The 14,892-nt window shown below is 73.7% G+C and carries 13 protein-coding genes; 9 read left to right on the plus strand and 4 right to left on the minus strand.

The features are described 5' to 3' along the window. Nucleotides 1-10 precede the first annotated feature (10 nt). From JEK78_RS01650 to JEK78_RS01685, 8 genes are all read left to right on the plus strand, one after another. Nucleotides 11-1,327, plus strand: coding sequence for a cytochrome P450 (locus JEK78_RS01650; protein ID WP_200262308.1), 1,317 nt, complete (start codon nt 11-13; stop codon nt 1,325-1,327). A gap of 8 nt (nt 1,328-1,335) precedes the next feature. After that, nucleotides 1,336-2,160, plus strand: coding sequence for a class I SAM-dependent methyltransferase (locus JEK78_RS01655; protein ID WP_200262309.1), 825 nt, complete (start codon nt 1,336-1,338; stop codon nt 2,158-2,160). Nucleotides 2,161-2,297: 137 nt separating this feature from the next. After that, nucleotides 2,298-3,713, plus strand: coding sequence for an NDP-hexose 2,3-dehydratase family protein (locus JEK78_RS01660; RefSeq protein WP_200262310.1), 1,416 nt, complete (start codon nt 2,298-2,300; stop codon nt 3,711-3,713). Nucleotides 3,714-3,726: 13 nt separating this feature from the next. Further along, entirely contained in the window at nt 3,727-4,728 is a 1,002-nt protein-coding gene (locus JEK78_RS01665; RefSeq protein WP_200262311.1) for an NAD-dependent epimerase/dehydratase, read from the plus strand. Nucleotides 4,729-4,861: 133 nt separating this feature from the next. Then, nucleotides 4,862-5,971: a DegT/DnrJ/EryC1/StrS family aminotransferase gene (locus JEK78_RS01670; protein WP_200262312.1), complete on the plus strand. Its 1,110-nt coding sequence runs from the start codon at nt 4,862-4,864 to the stop codon at nt 5,969-5,971. Between the two features lie 58 nt (nt 5,972-6,029). Beyond that, on the plus strand, nt 6,030-6,659 hold the full coding sequence (locus JEK78_RS01675) for a dTDP-4-dehydrorhamnose 3,5-epimerase family protein (RefSeq protein ID WP_200262313.1): 630 nt from the start codon (nt 6,030-6,032) through the stop codon (nt 6,657-6,659). 83 nt (nt 6,660-6,742) lie between these two features. Beyond that, nucleotides 6,743-7,588 carry a methyltransferase domain-containing protein gene (locus JEK78_RS01680; RefSeq protein ID WP_200262314.1) on the plus strand — a complete coding sequence of 282 codons (846 nt, stop codon included), beginning with the start codon at nt 6,743-6,745 and terminating at the stop codon, nt 7,586-7,588. 209 nt (nt 7,589-7,797) lie between these two features. Continuing rightward, nucleotides 7,798-9,444: an FAD-dependent monooxygenase gene (locus JEK78_RS01685; protein ID WP_200262315.1), complete on the plus strand. Its 1,647-nt coding sequence runs from the start codon at nt 7,798-7,800 to the stop codon at nt 9,442-9,444. Between the two features lie 41 nt (nt 9,445-9,485). Here JEK78_RS01685 and JEK78_RS01690 read toward each other — a convergent pair whose 3' ends face one another. Then, nucleotides 9,486-10,727 (minus strand): geranylgeranyl reductase family protein, encoded by a 1,242-nt coding sequence (locus tag JEK78_RS01690; RefSeq protein ID WP_200262316.1) that lies wholly within the window; start codon nt 10,725-10,727, stop codon nt 9,486-9,488. Between the two features lie 126 nt (nt 10,728-10,853). Here JEK78_RS01690 and JEK78_RS01695 point away from each other — a divergent pair, with 126 nt between their 5' ends. Then, a complete protein-coding gene (locus tag JEK78_RS01695) occupies nt 10,854-12,209 on the plus strand; it encodes a dipeptidase (RefSeq protein WP_200262317.1) in 1,356 nt (451 codons plus the stop codon). Between the two features lie 32 nt (nt 12,210-12,241). Here JEK78_RS01695 and JEK78_RS01700 read toward each other — a convergent pair whose 3' ends face one another. The 3 genes from JEK78_RS01700 to JEK78_RS01710 form a co-directional block, all read right to left on the minus strand. Beyond that, a complete protein-coding gene (locus JEK78_RS01700; RefSeq protein ID WP_200262318.1) occupies nt 12,242-13,282 on the minus strand; it encodes an NUDIX hydrolase in 1,041 nt (346 codons plus the stop codon). A gap of 187 nt (nt 13,283-13,469) precedes the next feature. Beyond that, nucleotides 13,470-13,652, minus strand: a complete 183-nt coding sequence (locus tag JEK78_RS01705; protein ID WP_200262319.1) for a hypothetical protein — start codon at nt 13,650-13,652, stop codon at nt 13,470-13,472. 128 nt (nt 13,653-13,780) lie between these two features. Then, nucleotides 13,781-14,782 (minus strand): ROK family protein, encoded by a 1,002-nt coding sequence (locus JEK78_RS01710; RefSeq protein WP_200262320.1) that lies wholly within the window; start codon nt 14,780-14,782, stop codon nt 13,781-13,783. Nucleotides 14,783-14,892: the final 110 nt, after the last annotated feature.

Consider the following 14,892-nt stretch of genomic DNA (forward strand, 5'->3'; position numbering starts at 1 on the left):
AGGAGTCCTCATGCCCTCCGCGACACTGCCCCGGTTCGCCCTCACCGGCTGGGCCGAGCAGGACATCGCCGACCCTTACCCGGTGTACCGGCGCTACCGGGAGACGGCCCCGGTGCACCGGGGGGCGTCCCTCCCGGGCGAGCCGGATACGTTCTACGTCTTCTCCCACGACGAGGTGGTACGGGTCCTCACCGACCGGAGGTTCGGCAGAGGCGCTCCGGCGGAAACGGCCGGCTCGCGCGAGTCGGCGAGTCCGGTGCCCGCCGAGTACGGCGCGACGCGCCGCGTCGTCGACGACTGGCTGGTCTTCATGGACCCGCCCCGGCACACACGACTGCGCTCCCTGCTCGCCCGGGAGTTCTCCCCTTCCGTCGTCGCCGGACTCCGTCCGCGCGTCGAACGCATCGCCCACACCCTCCTGCTGCGGCTCGCCGGCCGCCGGAAGGTCGATCTGGTGGCGGAGTTCGCGGCTCCGCTCCCGATCCTGGTGATCTGCGAGCTCCTCGGCGTCCCGGGTGAGGACCACCGCATGCTCCGCGCCAACGCCCTGGCCCTGCAAGGCGCGGGCACCGGCCGCTCGGGCGGCCGCGCCGACCGTCACGCCCGCGCGGAGGCCGCCGCCGAGGAGTTCACCGCCTACTTCCGGCGGGAGGCGGAGCGGCGACGGGATCCCGAGTGGGACGACCGCGACGACCTCCTCACCCTCCTGGTGCGCGCCCGGGACGGAGAGGCGGCGTTGAGCACGGAACTCATCGTGGCCACCTGCGTGCACCTGCTCACCGCCGGACACGAGACCACGACCAACCTCCTGGCCAAGGCGGTGCTGGCATTGCGCGCGCACCCCTCGGCGCTGCGGGAGCTGCGGAAGAGCCCCGCCCTGATCCCGGGAGCGATCGAGGAGTTGCTGCGCTACGACCCGCCCGTGCAGGCGATCACCCGCAGGGCTTCCGACGAAGCGGTCCTCGGCGGCCTCCGGGTGGCGCGGGGCAGTCGGGTGGTGGCGCTGCTGGGCTCGGCGAACCGGGATCCGGACCGCTTCGCCGACCCGGACGTGCTGGACGTGCGTCGGCCGGCCGACCGTCATCTGGGTTTCGGCCTCGGCATCCACTACTGCCTCGGCGCCGCCCTGGCCCGGGCCGAGGGCGAGTTGGGTCTCCGCGCGCTCCTGGACGCGCTGCCGGGGCTGGAGAGGGCGCGACACCGTGTGGCGTACGCGGACGACATGGTCTTCCACGGCCCGGCCCGGCTCCGCCTCGACCTGCCGTCCCCCCTGTCCCCGACCCCTTCGAACGCGACGCTTCGATCCCGCCCGACGGACGAGAGGTGAGAAGGACGATGACACCGCAGCCCGACACCACGGAATCGGTGGGCCGGACCTACGAGCGCTTCGCGGAGGCCGGCGCCTCCGACGCGCTGGGCGGGAACATCCACGCCGGGTACTGGGACGACGACCCCGACGTCCCCGTGGCCGAGGCGACGGACCGTCTCACGGACGTGGTCGCCGCCCGCCTCGCGCCCGGACCGGACGCGCGTCTGCTGGACGTGGGGTGCGGCACCGGGGTGCCGGCGGTGCGGATCGCGACGACCCACCGATCGCGGGTCACGGGGATCGACGCGAGCGAACGGCAGGTGGCCGAGGCGTCCGCACGGGCGCGCCGGTCCGGTGTCGGCGATCGGATCTCCTTCCGGCTCGCGGACGCCGGGGAACGGCTCCCCTTCGACGACGGCCACTTCGACGGGGCGTGGGCGATCGAGTCGCTGCTCCATCTGACCGACCCGGGAGCGGCCCTGGCGGAGATCCATCGGGTGGTGCGTCCCGACGGACGCCTGGTCGTCGCCGATCTGTGTCGGCGGGAGCGGTCCGCCGACGACGAGGCGGTCTGGGACGGCATGCTGCGGATGTACGAGATCGCCACCATCGCCACCCCCGAGGAACACCGGGAGCGCCTCGCCGCGTCCGGCTGGCGGGTGTCGGACCTGTCCGAGGTCGGCGAGCGGGTCCGCCCCAGCTACGGGCACGCGGCGGCGGCCTTCCGCGAGCTGGCGGACGGCCTCGCTCCGGCCGCGCGCCAGGAGATCAGCGCCGCGGCCCGGCTGATGGAGTCCTTCGGCCGGCATCCCCACGCCGGCTATGTGCTGATCACCGCGGTTCGCGACTGAGCCGTCCCGGCTGCCCGCTCGGCCGAGGCGAACCACCGGCCGCCCAGGGCGTGTCACGAGAGCCCCGCCCGCCCCCGGACAGACGGCCCGCGTCCCCACCGCGGCAAGTCCGTGCCACCGCGGATCAAGGAGAGCCCATGCCCACCCGCCCGGATCCACCAGCAGCCGCCCTGTGCCCGCGCGAGGATCTCGAACTGGCCGAGCGACTCGCCCTGTCGGCGGCCACCTCGCGGGGAGCTCACCTCGCCACCGAGGACGTGACGGACTGGCTCGACGAGCGTCACGCGGCCGGGGCCTTCCACGCCCGGCGCATTCCGCTGACCGAGTTGGTCGAGCGCGGCGAATGGAGGTTCGAGCCGGGCACCGGCAACCTGGCCCACCGCAGCGGCGGATTCTTCACCGTCGAGGGCATGCGCGTCGCCGAGGGGACCGGCGAGGGCGTACCGCGCCGGGAGTGGGAGCAGCCGGTCATCAGCCAGCCCGAGGTGGGCGTTCTGGGGTTGCTGGCCAAGGAGTTCGGCGGGGTGCTGCACTTTCTCATGCAGGCCAAGGCCGAACCGGGCAACCCTCGGCCCACGCAGCTCTCCCCCACCGTGCAGGCGACCCGAAGCAACTACACCCGGGCGCACCGGGGCGCGGACGTGCGGCTCCTCGATCACTTCGTCGGGCCGGGCGCCGGCCGGGTCCTCGTCGACGTGCTGCAGTCGGAGCAGGGCTCGTGGTTCTTCCGCAAGTCGAACCGGAACGTGATCGTCGAGACCGACGACGAGGTCGACGCGCCGGAGGACTTCCGCTGGCTCACCCTCGGTCAGATAGCCGAGCTGCTGCACCGGGACGAGGTGGTCAACATGGACGCGCGGAGCGTCCTGTCCTGTGTTCCCCACGGGGACCCCACGCCCAGCGCGCTCCTGTCAGACGCGGCTCTGTTGTCATGGTTCACCGGCGAGCGCGGTGGTCGCGCCGTGCGCGCCCGGCGCATACCGCTCTCGACGGTGCGTGGCTGGAAGCACGGCGTGGAGGCGATCGAGCACGAGGACGGCCGGTACTTCCGGGTGGTCGCCGTCTCGGTACGGGCCGGGAACCGCGAGGTGAGCGGCTGGACCCAGCCCCTGATCGAACCGGTGGGGACCGGGGTGGCGGCGTTCCTGCTGCGGGAGATCGACTCGATCCCCCACGTCCTGGTGCACGCCCGGACCGAGGGCGGCTTCCTGGACACCGTCGAGCTGGGCCCGACGGTCCAGTGCACCCCCGGCAACCACGCGCACCTGCCGCTCGCCGAGCGACCGCGCTACCTGGAGGAGGTGTTGACGGCGCCACCCTCCCGCGTGCGCTACGGGGCCGTCCACTCCGAGGAAGGAGGACGCTTCCTGAACGCCCGCTGCCGCTACCTGGTGATCGACGCGGACCCGCGCTCCGCGCGGCTCGACCCGCCGCCCGGTTTCGCCTGGGCCACGCCCGCCCAGCTCACGGCGCTCACTCGGCACGGCCACTACCTCAACGTCGAGGCCAGGACCCTCCTGGCGTGTCTGCACGCCATGGCCGCTCGCTCGTGAAAGGACGCGCGAATTGAACCGCTCCGGGGAACGGACCCCCCTGATCACCGTGCTGGGCGCCTCCGGCTTCGTCGGATCGACGGTCGTACGGGCACTGGCGACCCACCCCGTCGGGCTGCGCCTGGTGGCGCGCCGGGCCGCAGTCGCTCCCCCCGGCGCGGCCGAGATCGACGTCGTGCGGGCCGACCTCACCGACCGGTCGGCGCTGGCCGAGGCGGTCGCCGGCTCCGATGCCGTGGTGCACCTGCTGCTCGGGGACGGCGGCTGGCGGGCCGCCGAAAAGGATCCCGAGGCGGAACGGGTGAACGTCGGCGTGATGCGGGACCTGGTGGCCGTGGCGCGGCCGAGAAGCGCGGGCGACGCCGGGCCGGTGGTGGTGTACGCGGGGGCGGCCTCCCAGGTCGGCCCGGTCCCGAGGGAACCCGTCGACGGCAGCGAGCCCGACCGGCCGGGGACGGCCTACGACCGTCAGAAACTGGAGGCGGAGCGGGTCCTGAAACGCGCGACGGCCGAGGGGAGGATCCGCGGCGTCAGTCTGCGGCTGCCGACGGTGTTCGGTGAGAGCGCGGCGGCGGGGGCCGAGGATCGCGGGGTGGTTTCCGCCATGGTCCGGCGTGCTCTGGACGGCCGGCCGATCACGATGTGGCACGACGGCACCGTGCGGCGCGACCTGGTCCACGTGGAGGACGTCGCGGGGGCGTTCGCGAAGGCCCTTCGGCGTCCCGGGCCGCTGGTCGGCCGGCACTGGACGATCGGCGCCGGGAGGGGCGACGCGCTGGGCGACGTGTTCCGGCTCGTCGCCGAGACCGCCGCCGAGCTGACCGGACGCCCTCGGGTCCCGGTGTTGACCGTCCCGCCGCCCGACCACGCACCGGACACCGACTTCCTCAGCGTGACCATCGACTCCGGCGCCTTCCGCCGTGCCGTCGGCTGGCGCCCTCTGATCCCCCTGCCGGAGGGCGTGCGGCGCACCGTCGCCGCGCTCGCCGCCCGGCGCCAGGCGGCTCGTCCGTGAGCCGGGACCGCCCGGAGCGACGCTCCCCGCGGCACCGGGCGCACCGCCGGGGTTTCCGGCGGCCCGTTCCCGGGCGGGCGTCGCCCCGTTCTCACCCCGGCGCGCGGGCCGGGGCCGTCACGAAGGAGCCACGATGACCACACGAGTATGGGACTACCTGGCCGAGTACGACACGGAACGCGCGGACATCCTGGACGCCGTGGAGACGGTGTTCTCCTCGGGCCGGCTCGTGCTGGGCTCCGGGGTGCGGGGTTTCGAGGAGGAGTTCGCCGCCTATCACGGCGTCGACCACTGTGTCGGCGTCGACAACGGGACCAACGCCGTCAAGCTCGGTCTCCAGGCGCTCGGCGTGGGGCCCGGCGACGAGGTGATCACGGTGTCCAACACGGCCGCGCCGACGGTGGTGGCCATCGACTCGACCGGGGCCAGGCCCGTCTTCGTCGACGTCCGCGAGGAGGACTTCCTCATGGACACCGAGCAGGTGGCCGGCGCGATCACCGACCGCACCCGATGCCTGCTCCCGGTGCACCTGTACGGCCAATGCGTGGACATGACACCGCTCGGGGGGCTCGCCGAACGACACGGCCTCGCCGTCCTGGAGGACTGCGCCCAGGCCCACGGCGCGCGACGGGACGGCGTCGTCGCCGGCACCCGGGGGGACGTCGCGGCCTTCTCCTTCTACCCGACCAAGGTCCTCGGGGCCTACGGCGACGCCGGAGCGGTCCTCACCTCGGACCCCGACCTCGCGCGCGAACTGCGCCGCTCGCGCTACTACGGCATGGAGGACCGCTACTACACCGTGCGGACCCCGGCCCACAACAGCCGACTCGACGAAGTCCAGGCGGAGATCCTGCGCCGCAAGCTCCGCAGGCTGGACGGCTACATCGCGGGTCGCCGCGCCGTGGCCCGCCGCTATGCCGAGGGGTTGTCCGGCACCGGACTCGTCCTGCCGCGGACCACGGCGGGCAACGAGCACGTGTACTACGTCTACGTGGTACGCCACCCGCGGCGCGACGACATCCTGAAGCGACTCCGGGAGTACGACATCCACCTGAACGTCAGCTACCCCTGGCCGGTGCACACCATGAGCGGCTTCGCCCATCTCGGTTACGCCTCAGGGTCGCTGCCGGTCACCGAGGCGGCGGCGTCCGAGATCTTCTCCCTGCCGATGTACCCGTCGCTGTCCGAGGACCTCCAGGACAAGGTCATCGAGGCCCTGCGCGACGTGGTCTCGACGCTGTGAACCCGCCCGTGCCGACCCACGACCGAACGAGTGCCCCGATCGAACAGAAGGAGCGACGTTGAAGGCACGCAGACTCGCCGTCCGGGGAGCGATCGAGTTCGCCCCGCGGGTCCACCCCGACGAACGGGGCCGATTCCTGTCCCCCTTCCAGGAGAAGGCGTTCACCGAGGCCCACGGGGCGCCGCTCTTCGCCGTGGCGCAGACCAACCACAGCGTCTCCCGGCGCGGCGTGGTCCGGGGGATCCACTACACGGCCACGCCCCCGGGCACCGCCAAGTACGTGTACTGCGCGCGAGGGGCGGCGGTGGACTTCGTGGTGGACATCCGGGTGGGGTCGCCCACCTTCGGCCGGTGGGACTCGGTGGTGATGGACCAGCGCGACCACCGCGCCACCTACGTCCCGGTGGGCGTGGGACACGCCTTCGTGGCCCTCCAGGACGACACCGTGATGTCCTACATGCTCTCCGGGAGCTACGTCCCGGAACACGAACTCGCGCTGTCCTTCCTCGACCCCGCGCTCGCCCTGCCCCTGCCCTCCGACATGGAGCCGATCCTGTCCGAACGCGACCGCGCCGCCGTCACGCTGGCGGTGGCACGGGACAAGGGCCTGCTGCCGGAGTACGACCACTGCGTGCGCGTCGAGGGGGGCCGGCGGCCCCCGAACGCCCAGGCGGGAGCGGACGCCTGAGATCCCGACCGTCCCCCGGGCCCCGGGGGACAAGACCCACGCGCGGGACAGCGCCGCGCGACCGACGACCGAAAGGCCCTGCCGTGACCGAAACCGTCTCCCAGACCCCGCCGGTGCCCCGAGCCGTCGGCGAACTGTACGACCGGCTGACGCTCAACGCCATGCGCGACGGCTCCTTCAACCCCAACGTGCACATCGGCTACTGGGACGAACCCGACACCCCGGCCTCCATCGACGAGGCGATGGACCGTCTGACCGACGTGTTCATCGAGTCGATGGCCGTGGACGCCGGGAGCCACGTCCTGGACCTCGGTTGCGGGGTGGGCGGCCCCGCGCTGCGCCTCGTCGCGCGGACCGGGGCCCGGGTCACCGGTGTCAGTGTCAGCGAGGAACAGGTCAAGACCGCCAACCGGTTGGCGGCCGAAGCGGGGGTCGCGGACCGGGCCGTCTTCGCACACGGCGACGCCATGGACCTGCCCTTCTCCGACGCGTCGTTCGACGCGGTCATGGCCCTGGAGTCGATCTGTCACATGCCCGACCGGCAACGAGCGCTCACCGAGGCCTCCCGGGTGTTGGCGCCCGGGGGCAGGATCGTCCTGACCGACGTGTTCGAGCGGGCTCCCCGCAAGGCGGAGCGCCATCCGGGCATCGACAAGTTCTGCCGCAGCCTGATGGCGACCACCGCGGACATCGACGACTACGTGGCGCTGCTCCACCGCTCGGGCCTGCGGCTTCGCGCGCTCACGGACGTCACGGAACAGACGACGCTGCGCCTGGCCGACGAGTTGGCGCGGCTCGCGGCCCGGGAGGATCGCCCCGTCGCGATGGAGGAGGGCAACTTCGGCTTCGACGAGGATGCCTTCCGCCCCTCCGACCTGGCGGGCGCCGACGACTTCGGCTGCCTGCTCGCCGTCGCCGTGCGCCCCTGAGACGCCGGGGTCCCGGAAGGACACCCCACACCGGGCCCGGGACCCCACTCGGCTCTCGGCGCGGACGAGGAGGGCCGAGGAGCCCGTACCCCTCTCGGCGGGGACGGGAGGAGTCGCCTTCCTCGCCTCCGGCGTTCCCCGCCCCGTTTCCCGGGGTCTTGGCACCCTCCCCCGGCCCGAGGCCGGAGTGATCACGAAGGAGAGACACCATGGCGCGTTCAGGCGAGTGCACCGACGTCCTGATCGTCGGCGGCGGGCCGGTCGGCATGGCGCTGGCCCTCGATCTCGCCTACCGGGGGATCAGCTGCGTGGTCGCGGACGCGGGCGACGGACGGGTCCGACATCCCAAGGTGAGCACCATCGGTCCCCGCTCGATGGAATTGTTCCGCCGCTGGGGGGTGGCGCGGGCCATCCGAGACGCCGGGTGGCCCGCGGACCACACGCTGGACATCGCCTGGGTCACCCGGGTCGGCGGCCACGAACTCCACCGTTGTCACCGAGGGACCGCTCGCGAGCGGGGGCCGTTCGCCCACACCCCGGAACCCGACCAGATCTGCCCGGCCCACTGGCTGAACCCGGTCCTGACGCGGGCGGTCGGCGTCCACCCGGATGGACCGCTGCGGCTGGGAACGACGGTCGACCGGGTACGGCAGAGGGACGACCACGTCGAGGCCCGGCTCCGCGACCACCGCACCGGGTCGTCCGGCACCGTCCGCGCGCGCTTCCTGGTCGCCTGCGACGGAGCCGCCTCCCCCGTGCGCCGGGCCTGCGGGATCGAGGCTCCGGCCCGCCGGCCACCCCGCACCTTCCGCAACGTACTCTTCCGCGCGCCGGACTTGAGGGAGCGCTTGGGCGACCGGGCGGCGATGGTGTACTTCCTGATGGCGTCTCCCACGCTGCGCTTCCCGCTGCGTTCCCTGAACGGCACGGACCTGTACAACCTGGTGGTCGGCGCCGACGACGTGGGACGGGTCGACGGCCTGGCCCTCATCCGGGAAGCCCTCGCCTTCGACACCCCGGTGGAGTTGCTGAGCGACGGCGAGTGGCACCTGACGCATCGTGTCGCCGACCGCTACCGGGCCGGGCGCGTCCTCCTCGCCGGGGACGCCGCCCACACCCTCTCTCCCTCGGGTGGCTTCGGGCTGGCCACCGGCATCGGCGACGCCGCCGACCTGGGGTGGAAACTCGACGCCGTCCTGCGCGGGTGGGCCGGAAGGCACTTGCTCGACACCTACGAGAGCGAGCGCAGGCCGGTCGCGGTGGACAGCCTGGAAGAGGCCGACAGAAACCTGCGGCGCACCACACGCCGGCCCCTGCCCCACGAGATCCACCAGGACGGTCCGGCCGGCGAACGGGCCCGCGCGGAGACGTCCCGGCTGCTGAAGGAGAGCGACGCGCACCGGGAGTTCGACGCTCCGGAGATCCACTTCGGGTTGCGCTACCGCTCGCACGCCATCGTCGAGGACCCCCACGTGCCGGTCAGGCACGGCAGGCCACCGGGCGACTGGCGACCGGGCAGCGAGCCCGGCTACCGGGCCGCACACGCCTGGTGGGACGCCACGACCTCGACGCTCGACCTGTTCGGGCACGGGTTCGTCCTGCTGTGCTTCGCCGAGCACCCGGGGGTGGACGGGGTGCGACGTGCCTTCGCCGACCGAGGCGTCCCCCTGACGCCGCACCGTCGCGCCGGCGGCGAGGTGGCCGCCCTGTACGAGCGGGCCTTCGTCCTGGTCCGTCCGGACGGCCACGTGGCGTGGCGGGGCGACGCACCGCCACACGATCCCGTCGCGCTGGTGGACACGGTGCGCGGCGAGCGGGGCGAGCACCCGTCGAAGGGGCGCGACGGGACGGGCTGACCCTCCGCGCCGTGCCCGCCGAACCGGTGGGCACGCCGAGGTCAGGACTCGGCGTCGCGGCGGGCGCCGGCCCCGGTGCGGCCGTCGAGCAGGGCCAGTCCGCGCCGCGCCATCGGGTGACCCCGCAGCAACGCGGCGAGTGTGGTGGCCCCCTGGGTGATGTCCTTGAAGGCCCTCCAGGCAGGCCGAAGGCCGGTCAGGAGGGCGTGGAACACGGCCGGCCGTCGCTCGAAGGCCGCGAGCATCGTGGTACCGGCGGCCATCTCGGCGCCGAGCCCGGTCTCGACGGCCCGCGTGTAGTCGAGCGTATGTCGGCGGGTCTCGGCGACATCGGCGGCCCCGGCGACGCGCACCGCCGCCTCGCCCGCCAGCCGACCCGAGCGGAGTGCGAAGGAGATGCCCTCGCGCGTCCATGGCTCCAGGAGTCCGGCGGCGTCGCCGCACACCAGGACCCGGCCGCGGGACAGGGGGGAGTCAGCGGACCGGCAGCGGGTCAGGTGACCCGAGGAGAGGCTCGGTTCGAAGCCGGCGAGCCCCAGTCGTCCCACGAAGTCCTCCAGGTAGCGCTTGGTCGCCGCGCCCTCGCCACGCCGGGCGATCACGCCGACGGTGAGCGTGTCGCCCTTGGGGAAGACCCAGCCGTAACTGCCCGGAATCGGACCCCAGTCGATGAGGACACGCCCCTTCCAGTCCTCGGCGACCGTGGGGGGAACCGGGATCTCCGACTCCAACCCGAGGTCGACCCGGTCGAGTCCGACCCCGACGTGCGCTCCCGTCCTACCGGCGCTCCCGTCCGCGCCGACCACCGCCCGGGCCAGCACGGTCTCGCCGTCCTGGAGGACGACGGCGACGCTGCGACGGTCGGGCACGCCCGGACCGTGCTGCTCGATCCGGGTCACCGACGCCCGCGTGCGCAGTTCGGCGCCCGCCTTCTGCGCGTGCTCGACGAGCCGCCGGTCGAACTCGGGCCGGTCGACCAGGCCGAACAGCATGTGCCGGGAACGACGGGTGCGGGCGAGACGCCCGTTGTGGGAGAAGGTCACCGCGTGCACCCGGTCCTGGAGCGGGAGGTCGAATCCGGGCGGCAGGCAGTCGCGAGAGGGGCCGATGATGCCGCCACCACACGTCTTGTAGCGCGGCAGTTCGGCCTTCTCCAGCAGCAGTACGCGACGGCCGGCCACGGCCGCCGCGTAGGCGGCGGACGCGCCCGCCGGCCCCGCGCCGACCACCACCACGTCCCATACCCGAGCCGTGTCGTCCGCCGAGGAGTTCTCGCTGCTCACGATGGTGTACCGCTCCGATCCCGCCGCCGTCTCCGCTGTCCCCCCGCATCCTACGGTGATCGCGCTCGGCAGCCCTGTGCGAGGATCGCTCACCGTAGGACGCCTGGAACCCAAGGAGCGTGCCCCATGCCCTCGCAGCCGATCGCCGAGACCGTCGCCTCGCTGATGCCCCGGGCACGGGAGGAACTCGCCGAACTGGTGGCGTTCCGGTCGGTGGCGGACTTCGACCGGTATCCCCGCTCCGAGAGCGAGGGCGCTGCGCGTTGGGCCGCGGACGCCCTGCGCGCCGAGGGGTTCGAGGACGTCGCGGTACTGGACACCCCGGACGGCACCCAGTCGGTCTACGGTCGACTGGCCGGACCGGAGGGCGCCAGGACCGTCCTGCTGTACGCGCACTACGACGTCCAGCCGCCGTTGGACGAGGCCGGTTGGGACAGCCCTCCGTTCGAACTGACCGAGCGCGACGGCCGCTGGTACGGGCGGGGCGCCGCCGACTGCAAGGGCGGGCTGGTGATGCACCTGCTGGCGTTGCGCGCGCTGCGCGCGGCGGGAGGCGTGCCCGTCACCGTCAAGGTGATCGTCGAGGGCTCGGAGGAACAGGGCACGGGGGGGCTGGAGCGGTACGCGGAGGCACACCCCGAACTGTTGGAGGCCGACGCGATCGTCATCGGCGACACCGGCAACTTCCGTGTGGGGCTCCCGACCGTCACCACCGTGCTGAGGGGCATGACCATGCTCCGCGTCCGGGTCGACACCCTGGAGGGGAACCTGCACTCCGGGCAGTTCGGAGGCGCCGCCCCGGACGCGCTGGCCGCGCTGATCCGGGTCCTGGACTCGCTGCGCGCCGAGGACGGCTCGACGACGGTGGACGGGTTGGCCGCCGACGGCGGTTGGGAGGGTGTCGACTACGCGGAGGACCGGTTCCGGCAGGACGCGAGGGTTCTGGACGGGGTCGACCTGACCGGCTCGGGCACGGTCGGCGACCGCCTGTGGGCGCGGCCGGCCGTCACGGTCGTCGGCATCGACTGCCCCTCGGTGTCCGAGGCGACGCCGTCGGTGCAGGCGAGCGCCCAGGCCCTGGTGAGCCTCCGGGTGCCGCCGGGGGTGGACGCCGGCGAGGCCACCCGCCTGCTCCGCGCGCACTTGGAGTCCCGTACGCCGTGGGGCGCCCGCGTCCGGATCGAGCAGGTCGGTCAGGGCCGGGCCTTCCGGGCCGACACGACGAGTCCCGCCTATCGGGCGATGGCCGAGGCGATGGCCGTCGCCTACCCCGGTGAGGAGATGCGCTACGCGGGCCAGGGCGGCTCCATCCCGTTGTGCGGCACCCTGGCGGCACTGTATCCGCGAGCGGAGATCCTGCTGATCGGCCTCAGCGAGCCCGAGGCGAGGATCCACGCGGTGAACGAGAGCGTCTCGCCGGAGGAGTTGGAGCGGCTGTCCGTGGCGGAGGCGCTCTTCCTGCGGGGGTACGCCGCCGGGTGAGAACGCGGGGCGGCGTCCGGGAGGCGCCGCCGTCAGTCGACGGGGACTCCGGCCTCCAGGTAGTGCGCGGCCCCGCGCTCCCTGGCCCGGAGGGCCCAGCGCAGTCTGTTGTGGCGGACGGGCGGGAGGAGGGCGGCGGCCTGTTCCTCCGTCACGAAGCGCCAGTCGCGCAGTTCGTCGCGTGGCAGCAGGAGTCCGTCCTCCGTCGTGGGTGACACACGGCCTCCGTCGAAGAGGAGTCGGAGTCCGCCGAAGCGAGGCGGCGCGGGACGCTCCCAGTCGACGAGCAGGAGGGCGGGTACGCGGTCCAGACGGATACCGGTCTCCTCGGCGACCTCGCGGATGCCGGCGCGGGCGGGCGACTCGCCCGGCTCGACGATGCCGCCGGGGAACTCCCAACCGGGCTTGTAGGTGGGGTCGACGAGGAGCACCCGGTCCCGTTCGTCGAAGAGCAGCACCCCCGCCGCGAGTGTCTCGGCGGTCGGGTGCGGGGTCTGCACGATGCCGCAGGGGGCCGCCTCGCCACCCACGACCGCCTCGGCGACCCGCGACGCGGTCTCGTGAGGGGTGAGATCCGTGGTGTCGACGAGATGGGCGTCGGCGGCCAGCCAGGCGTCGAATGCCACCCGGTAGGGGGCGACGCGGTCGTGGGACCACCGCCGAGGTCGGGACTCGGCGTCGCCCGCCGCGGGGAGCCTCCCGCCGGCGATCCGCTCCCGCAGGATCGTTTCCCCGGATGTGAGGAGGACATGCCTGACGGGGATCCGGCGAGCGGCGAGCCCACCGAAGATCTCGTCCCGATGCTCCTGTCGGAGCAAGGTCATGGGGACGACGAGCGTGCCCCCGAGCTCGGCGAGCATCGCCGCCACCGTGTCGATCACCACACGACGCCAGATCGGAAGCTCCTGGAGGTCCTCGACCTCGGCGAGACGCTTGGGCGGCAGCATCCGGGCGAGCGCGGCCCCGACGGTCTCGGGTTCGAAGAGCGTGCTGTTCGGGAGCAGTTCGATCAGCTCCCGTGCCGCGGTGGTCTTGCCCACGCCGAACGCGCCGTTGATCCAGACGACGGTCACAGGTCCCCCTCTTCTGTCGGCCCCCTGGGGCTTGCCCGCTCCACCCTGTCACGAAAACGCCTCACGGGAGAGGGCGGCGCCGGAGGGTCGACGAGGGGCAAGCGGGCCCCGACCGACCGCGGTCGCACGACCGAGGCGCCGACGCCCGCGTGGGGGCATCGGCGCCTCGGAGAGCCGGGAGAGGCCGTCAGTCCTCCTGCGCGGGCGCGTCGTGCGGCATCAGGCTGTCGGAGGCGATGTCGACGGAGCTGAGGGTGTCCTCCACATCGAGACCGAGCGGAAGGGCGCCGACGGCGTGGGACGGGGTGACGGCGGCCACGACGAAGCCGGTGGCGAGGGAGGCGATGGCGAGCATGCTGCGCTTCTTCATACCCGTTCAACTCCGCGGCCGGCGGGAGGTTACTGCCGGAGTCCGCGCCCGCGCCCCCCTACGCCCGTCACCGTACGTCGGACTCGCTCGGTGAGACGAGCGCTCCCGGCGCCCTCGAGGACCGGCGATCACGGCCGGCGCGGGGGCGAGGCGGCGCGGTCCTCCGGGGCCGGAGGCGGGGTGGCGGGGCGGACGTCGGGCGGCAGGTGGGCCAGAGCCGCCGCCGCGGCCCCCACCAGCCCGGCGTCGGTGCCCATCCGGGCCGGGGTCACGGACAGCCCCCGGACGAAGGACAGAGCGGCGTACGCGTCGAGTGCCTCGCGCAACGGCGCGAAGAGCACCTCGCCCGCCTTGCCCACACCGCCCCCCACCACCGCGACGTCGATCTCGACGAGCGTGGCGGTCGCGGCGATCCCGGCGGCCAGCGCCCGGGCCGCCCGGTCGAAGGAGGCGCGGGCCACCGGGTCCCCTCGGCGGGCGGCCTCGGCGACGGCGACGGCGGAGGCGTCCCCGTCCGCCCCGGGCCGCCACCCTCGCTCCAACGCGCGTCGCGCGATGTTGGGGCCGCTCGCGATGCGCTCGACGCAGCCCCGGGAGCCGCAAGGACAGGGATCTCCGTCCAGATCGACGCTGATGTGGCCGATGTGACCCGCGTTGCCGGTGGGCCCCGTGTGCAGCCGACCGTTCAGCACCAGCCCGCCCCCCACCCCCGTGGAGACGACCATGCACAGGGCGTTGTCGTGGCCTCGGGCGGCGCCCTGCCAGTGCTCCGCCGCCGCGATGGCCACGCCGTCCCCGATCAGCTCGGCGGGGAGCCCACCGGTCGCCTCCCGGACCCGCCGGACCAGAGGGTAGTCCCGCCACGCCGGGACGTTGACCGGGCTGACGGTACCGGCGCCGGCGTCCACCGGACCGGCACTGCCGATGCCGACGGCCGCGACACGCCCCCACCGCGGCGAGGCCCTCAGCTCGCCGAGGACCTCCTCCACGGCTCCCATCACGGTCTCGCCGTCCCGCCGGGCAGGGGTCGGCCGTTGCGCCCGGGAGCCGATTCGGCCCGCCCGGTCCACCAGGGCGCCGGCGATCTTGGTGCCGCCGATGTCGAGGGCGGCCACGAGGTCGGTGTGCATCGGAATGGATTCTCCCCGTCGGACCGCGGACCACGACTGTCGGACACCCGTGCGCGTCCACGCACGGGCGCGGCGATGCCTGGCCCGCGGCGGGAGCGCGGACCGAGGAT

Origin of the sequence: Streptomyces sp. HSG2 (genome assembly GCF_016598575.1) — a bacterium.
In the GTDB taxonomy this organism is placed as follows: domain Bacteria; phylum Actinomycetota; class Actinomycetes; order Streptomycetales; family Streptomycetaceae; genus Streptomyces.

Coding starts and splice junctions, on each gene's coding strand:
- JEK78_RS01650 (WP_200262308.1), top strand. CDS start 11: ATGCCCTCCGCGACACTGCCCCGGTTCGCCCTCACCGGCTGGGCCGAG.
- JEK78_RS01655 (WP_200262309.1), top strand. CDS start 1,336: ATGACACCGCAGCCCGACACCACGGAATCGGTGGGCCGGACCTACGAG.
- JEK78_RS01660 (WP_200262310.1), top strand. CDS start 2,298: ATGCCCACCCGCCCGGATCCACCAGCAGCCGCCCTGTGCCCGCGCGAG.
- JEK78_RS01670 (WP_200262312.1), top strand. CDS start 4,862: ATGACCACACGAGTATGGGACTACCTGGCCGAGTACGACACGGAACGC.
- JEK78_RS01685 (WP_200262315.1), top strand. CDS start 7,798: ATGGCGCGTTCAGGCGAGTGCACCGACGTCCTGATCGTCGGCGGCGGG.
- JEK78_RS01695 (WP_200262317.1), top strand. CDS start 10,854: ATGCCCTCGCAGCCGATCGCCGAGACCGTCGCCTCGCTGATGCCCCGG.
- JEK78_RS01705 (WP_200262319.1), bottom strand. CDS start 13,652: ATGAAGAAGCGCAGCATGCTCGCCATCGCCTCCCTCGCCACCGGCTTC.
- JEK78_RS01710 (WP_200262320.1), bottom strand. CDS start 14,782: ATGCACACCGACCTCGTGGCCGCCCTCGACATCGGCGGCACCAAGATC.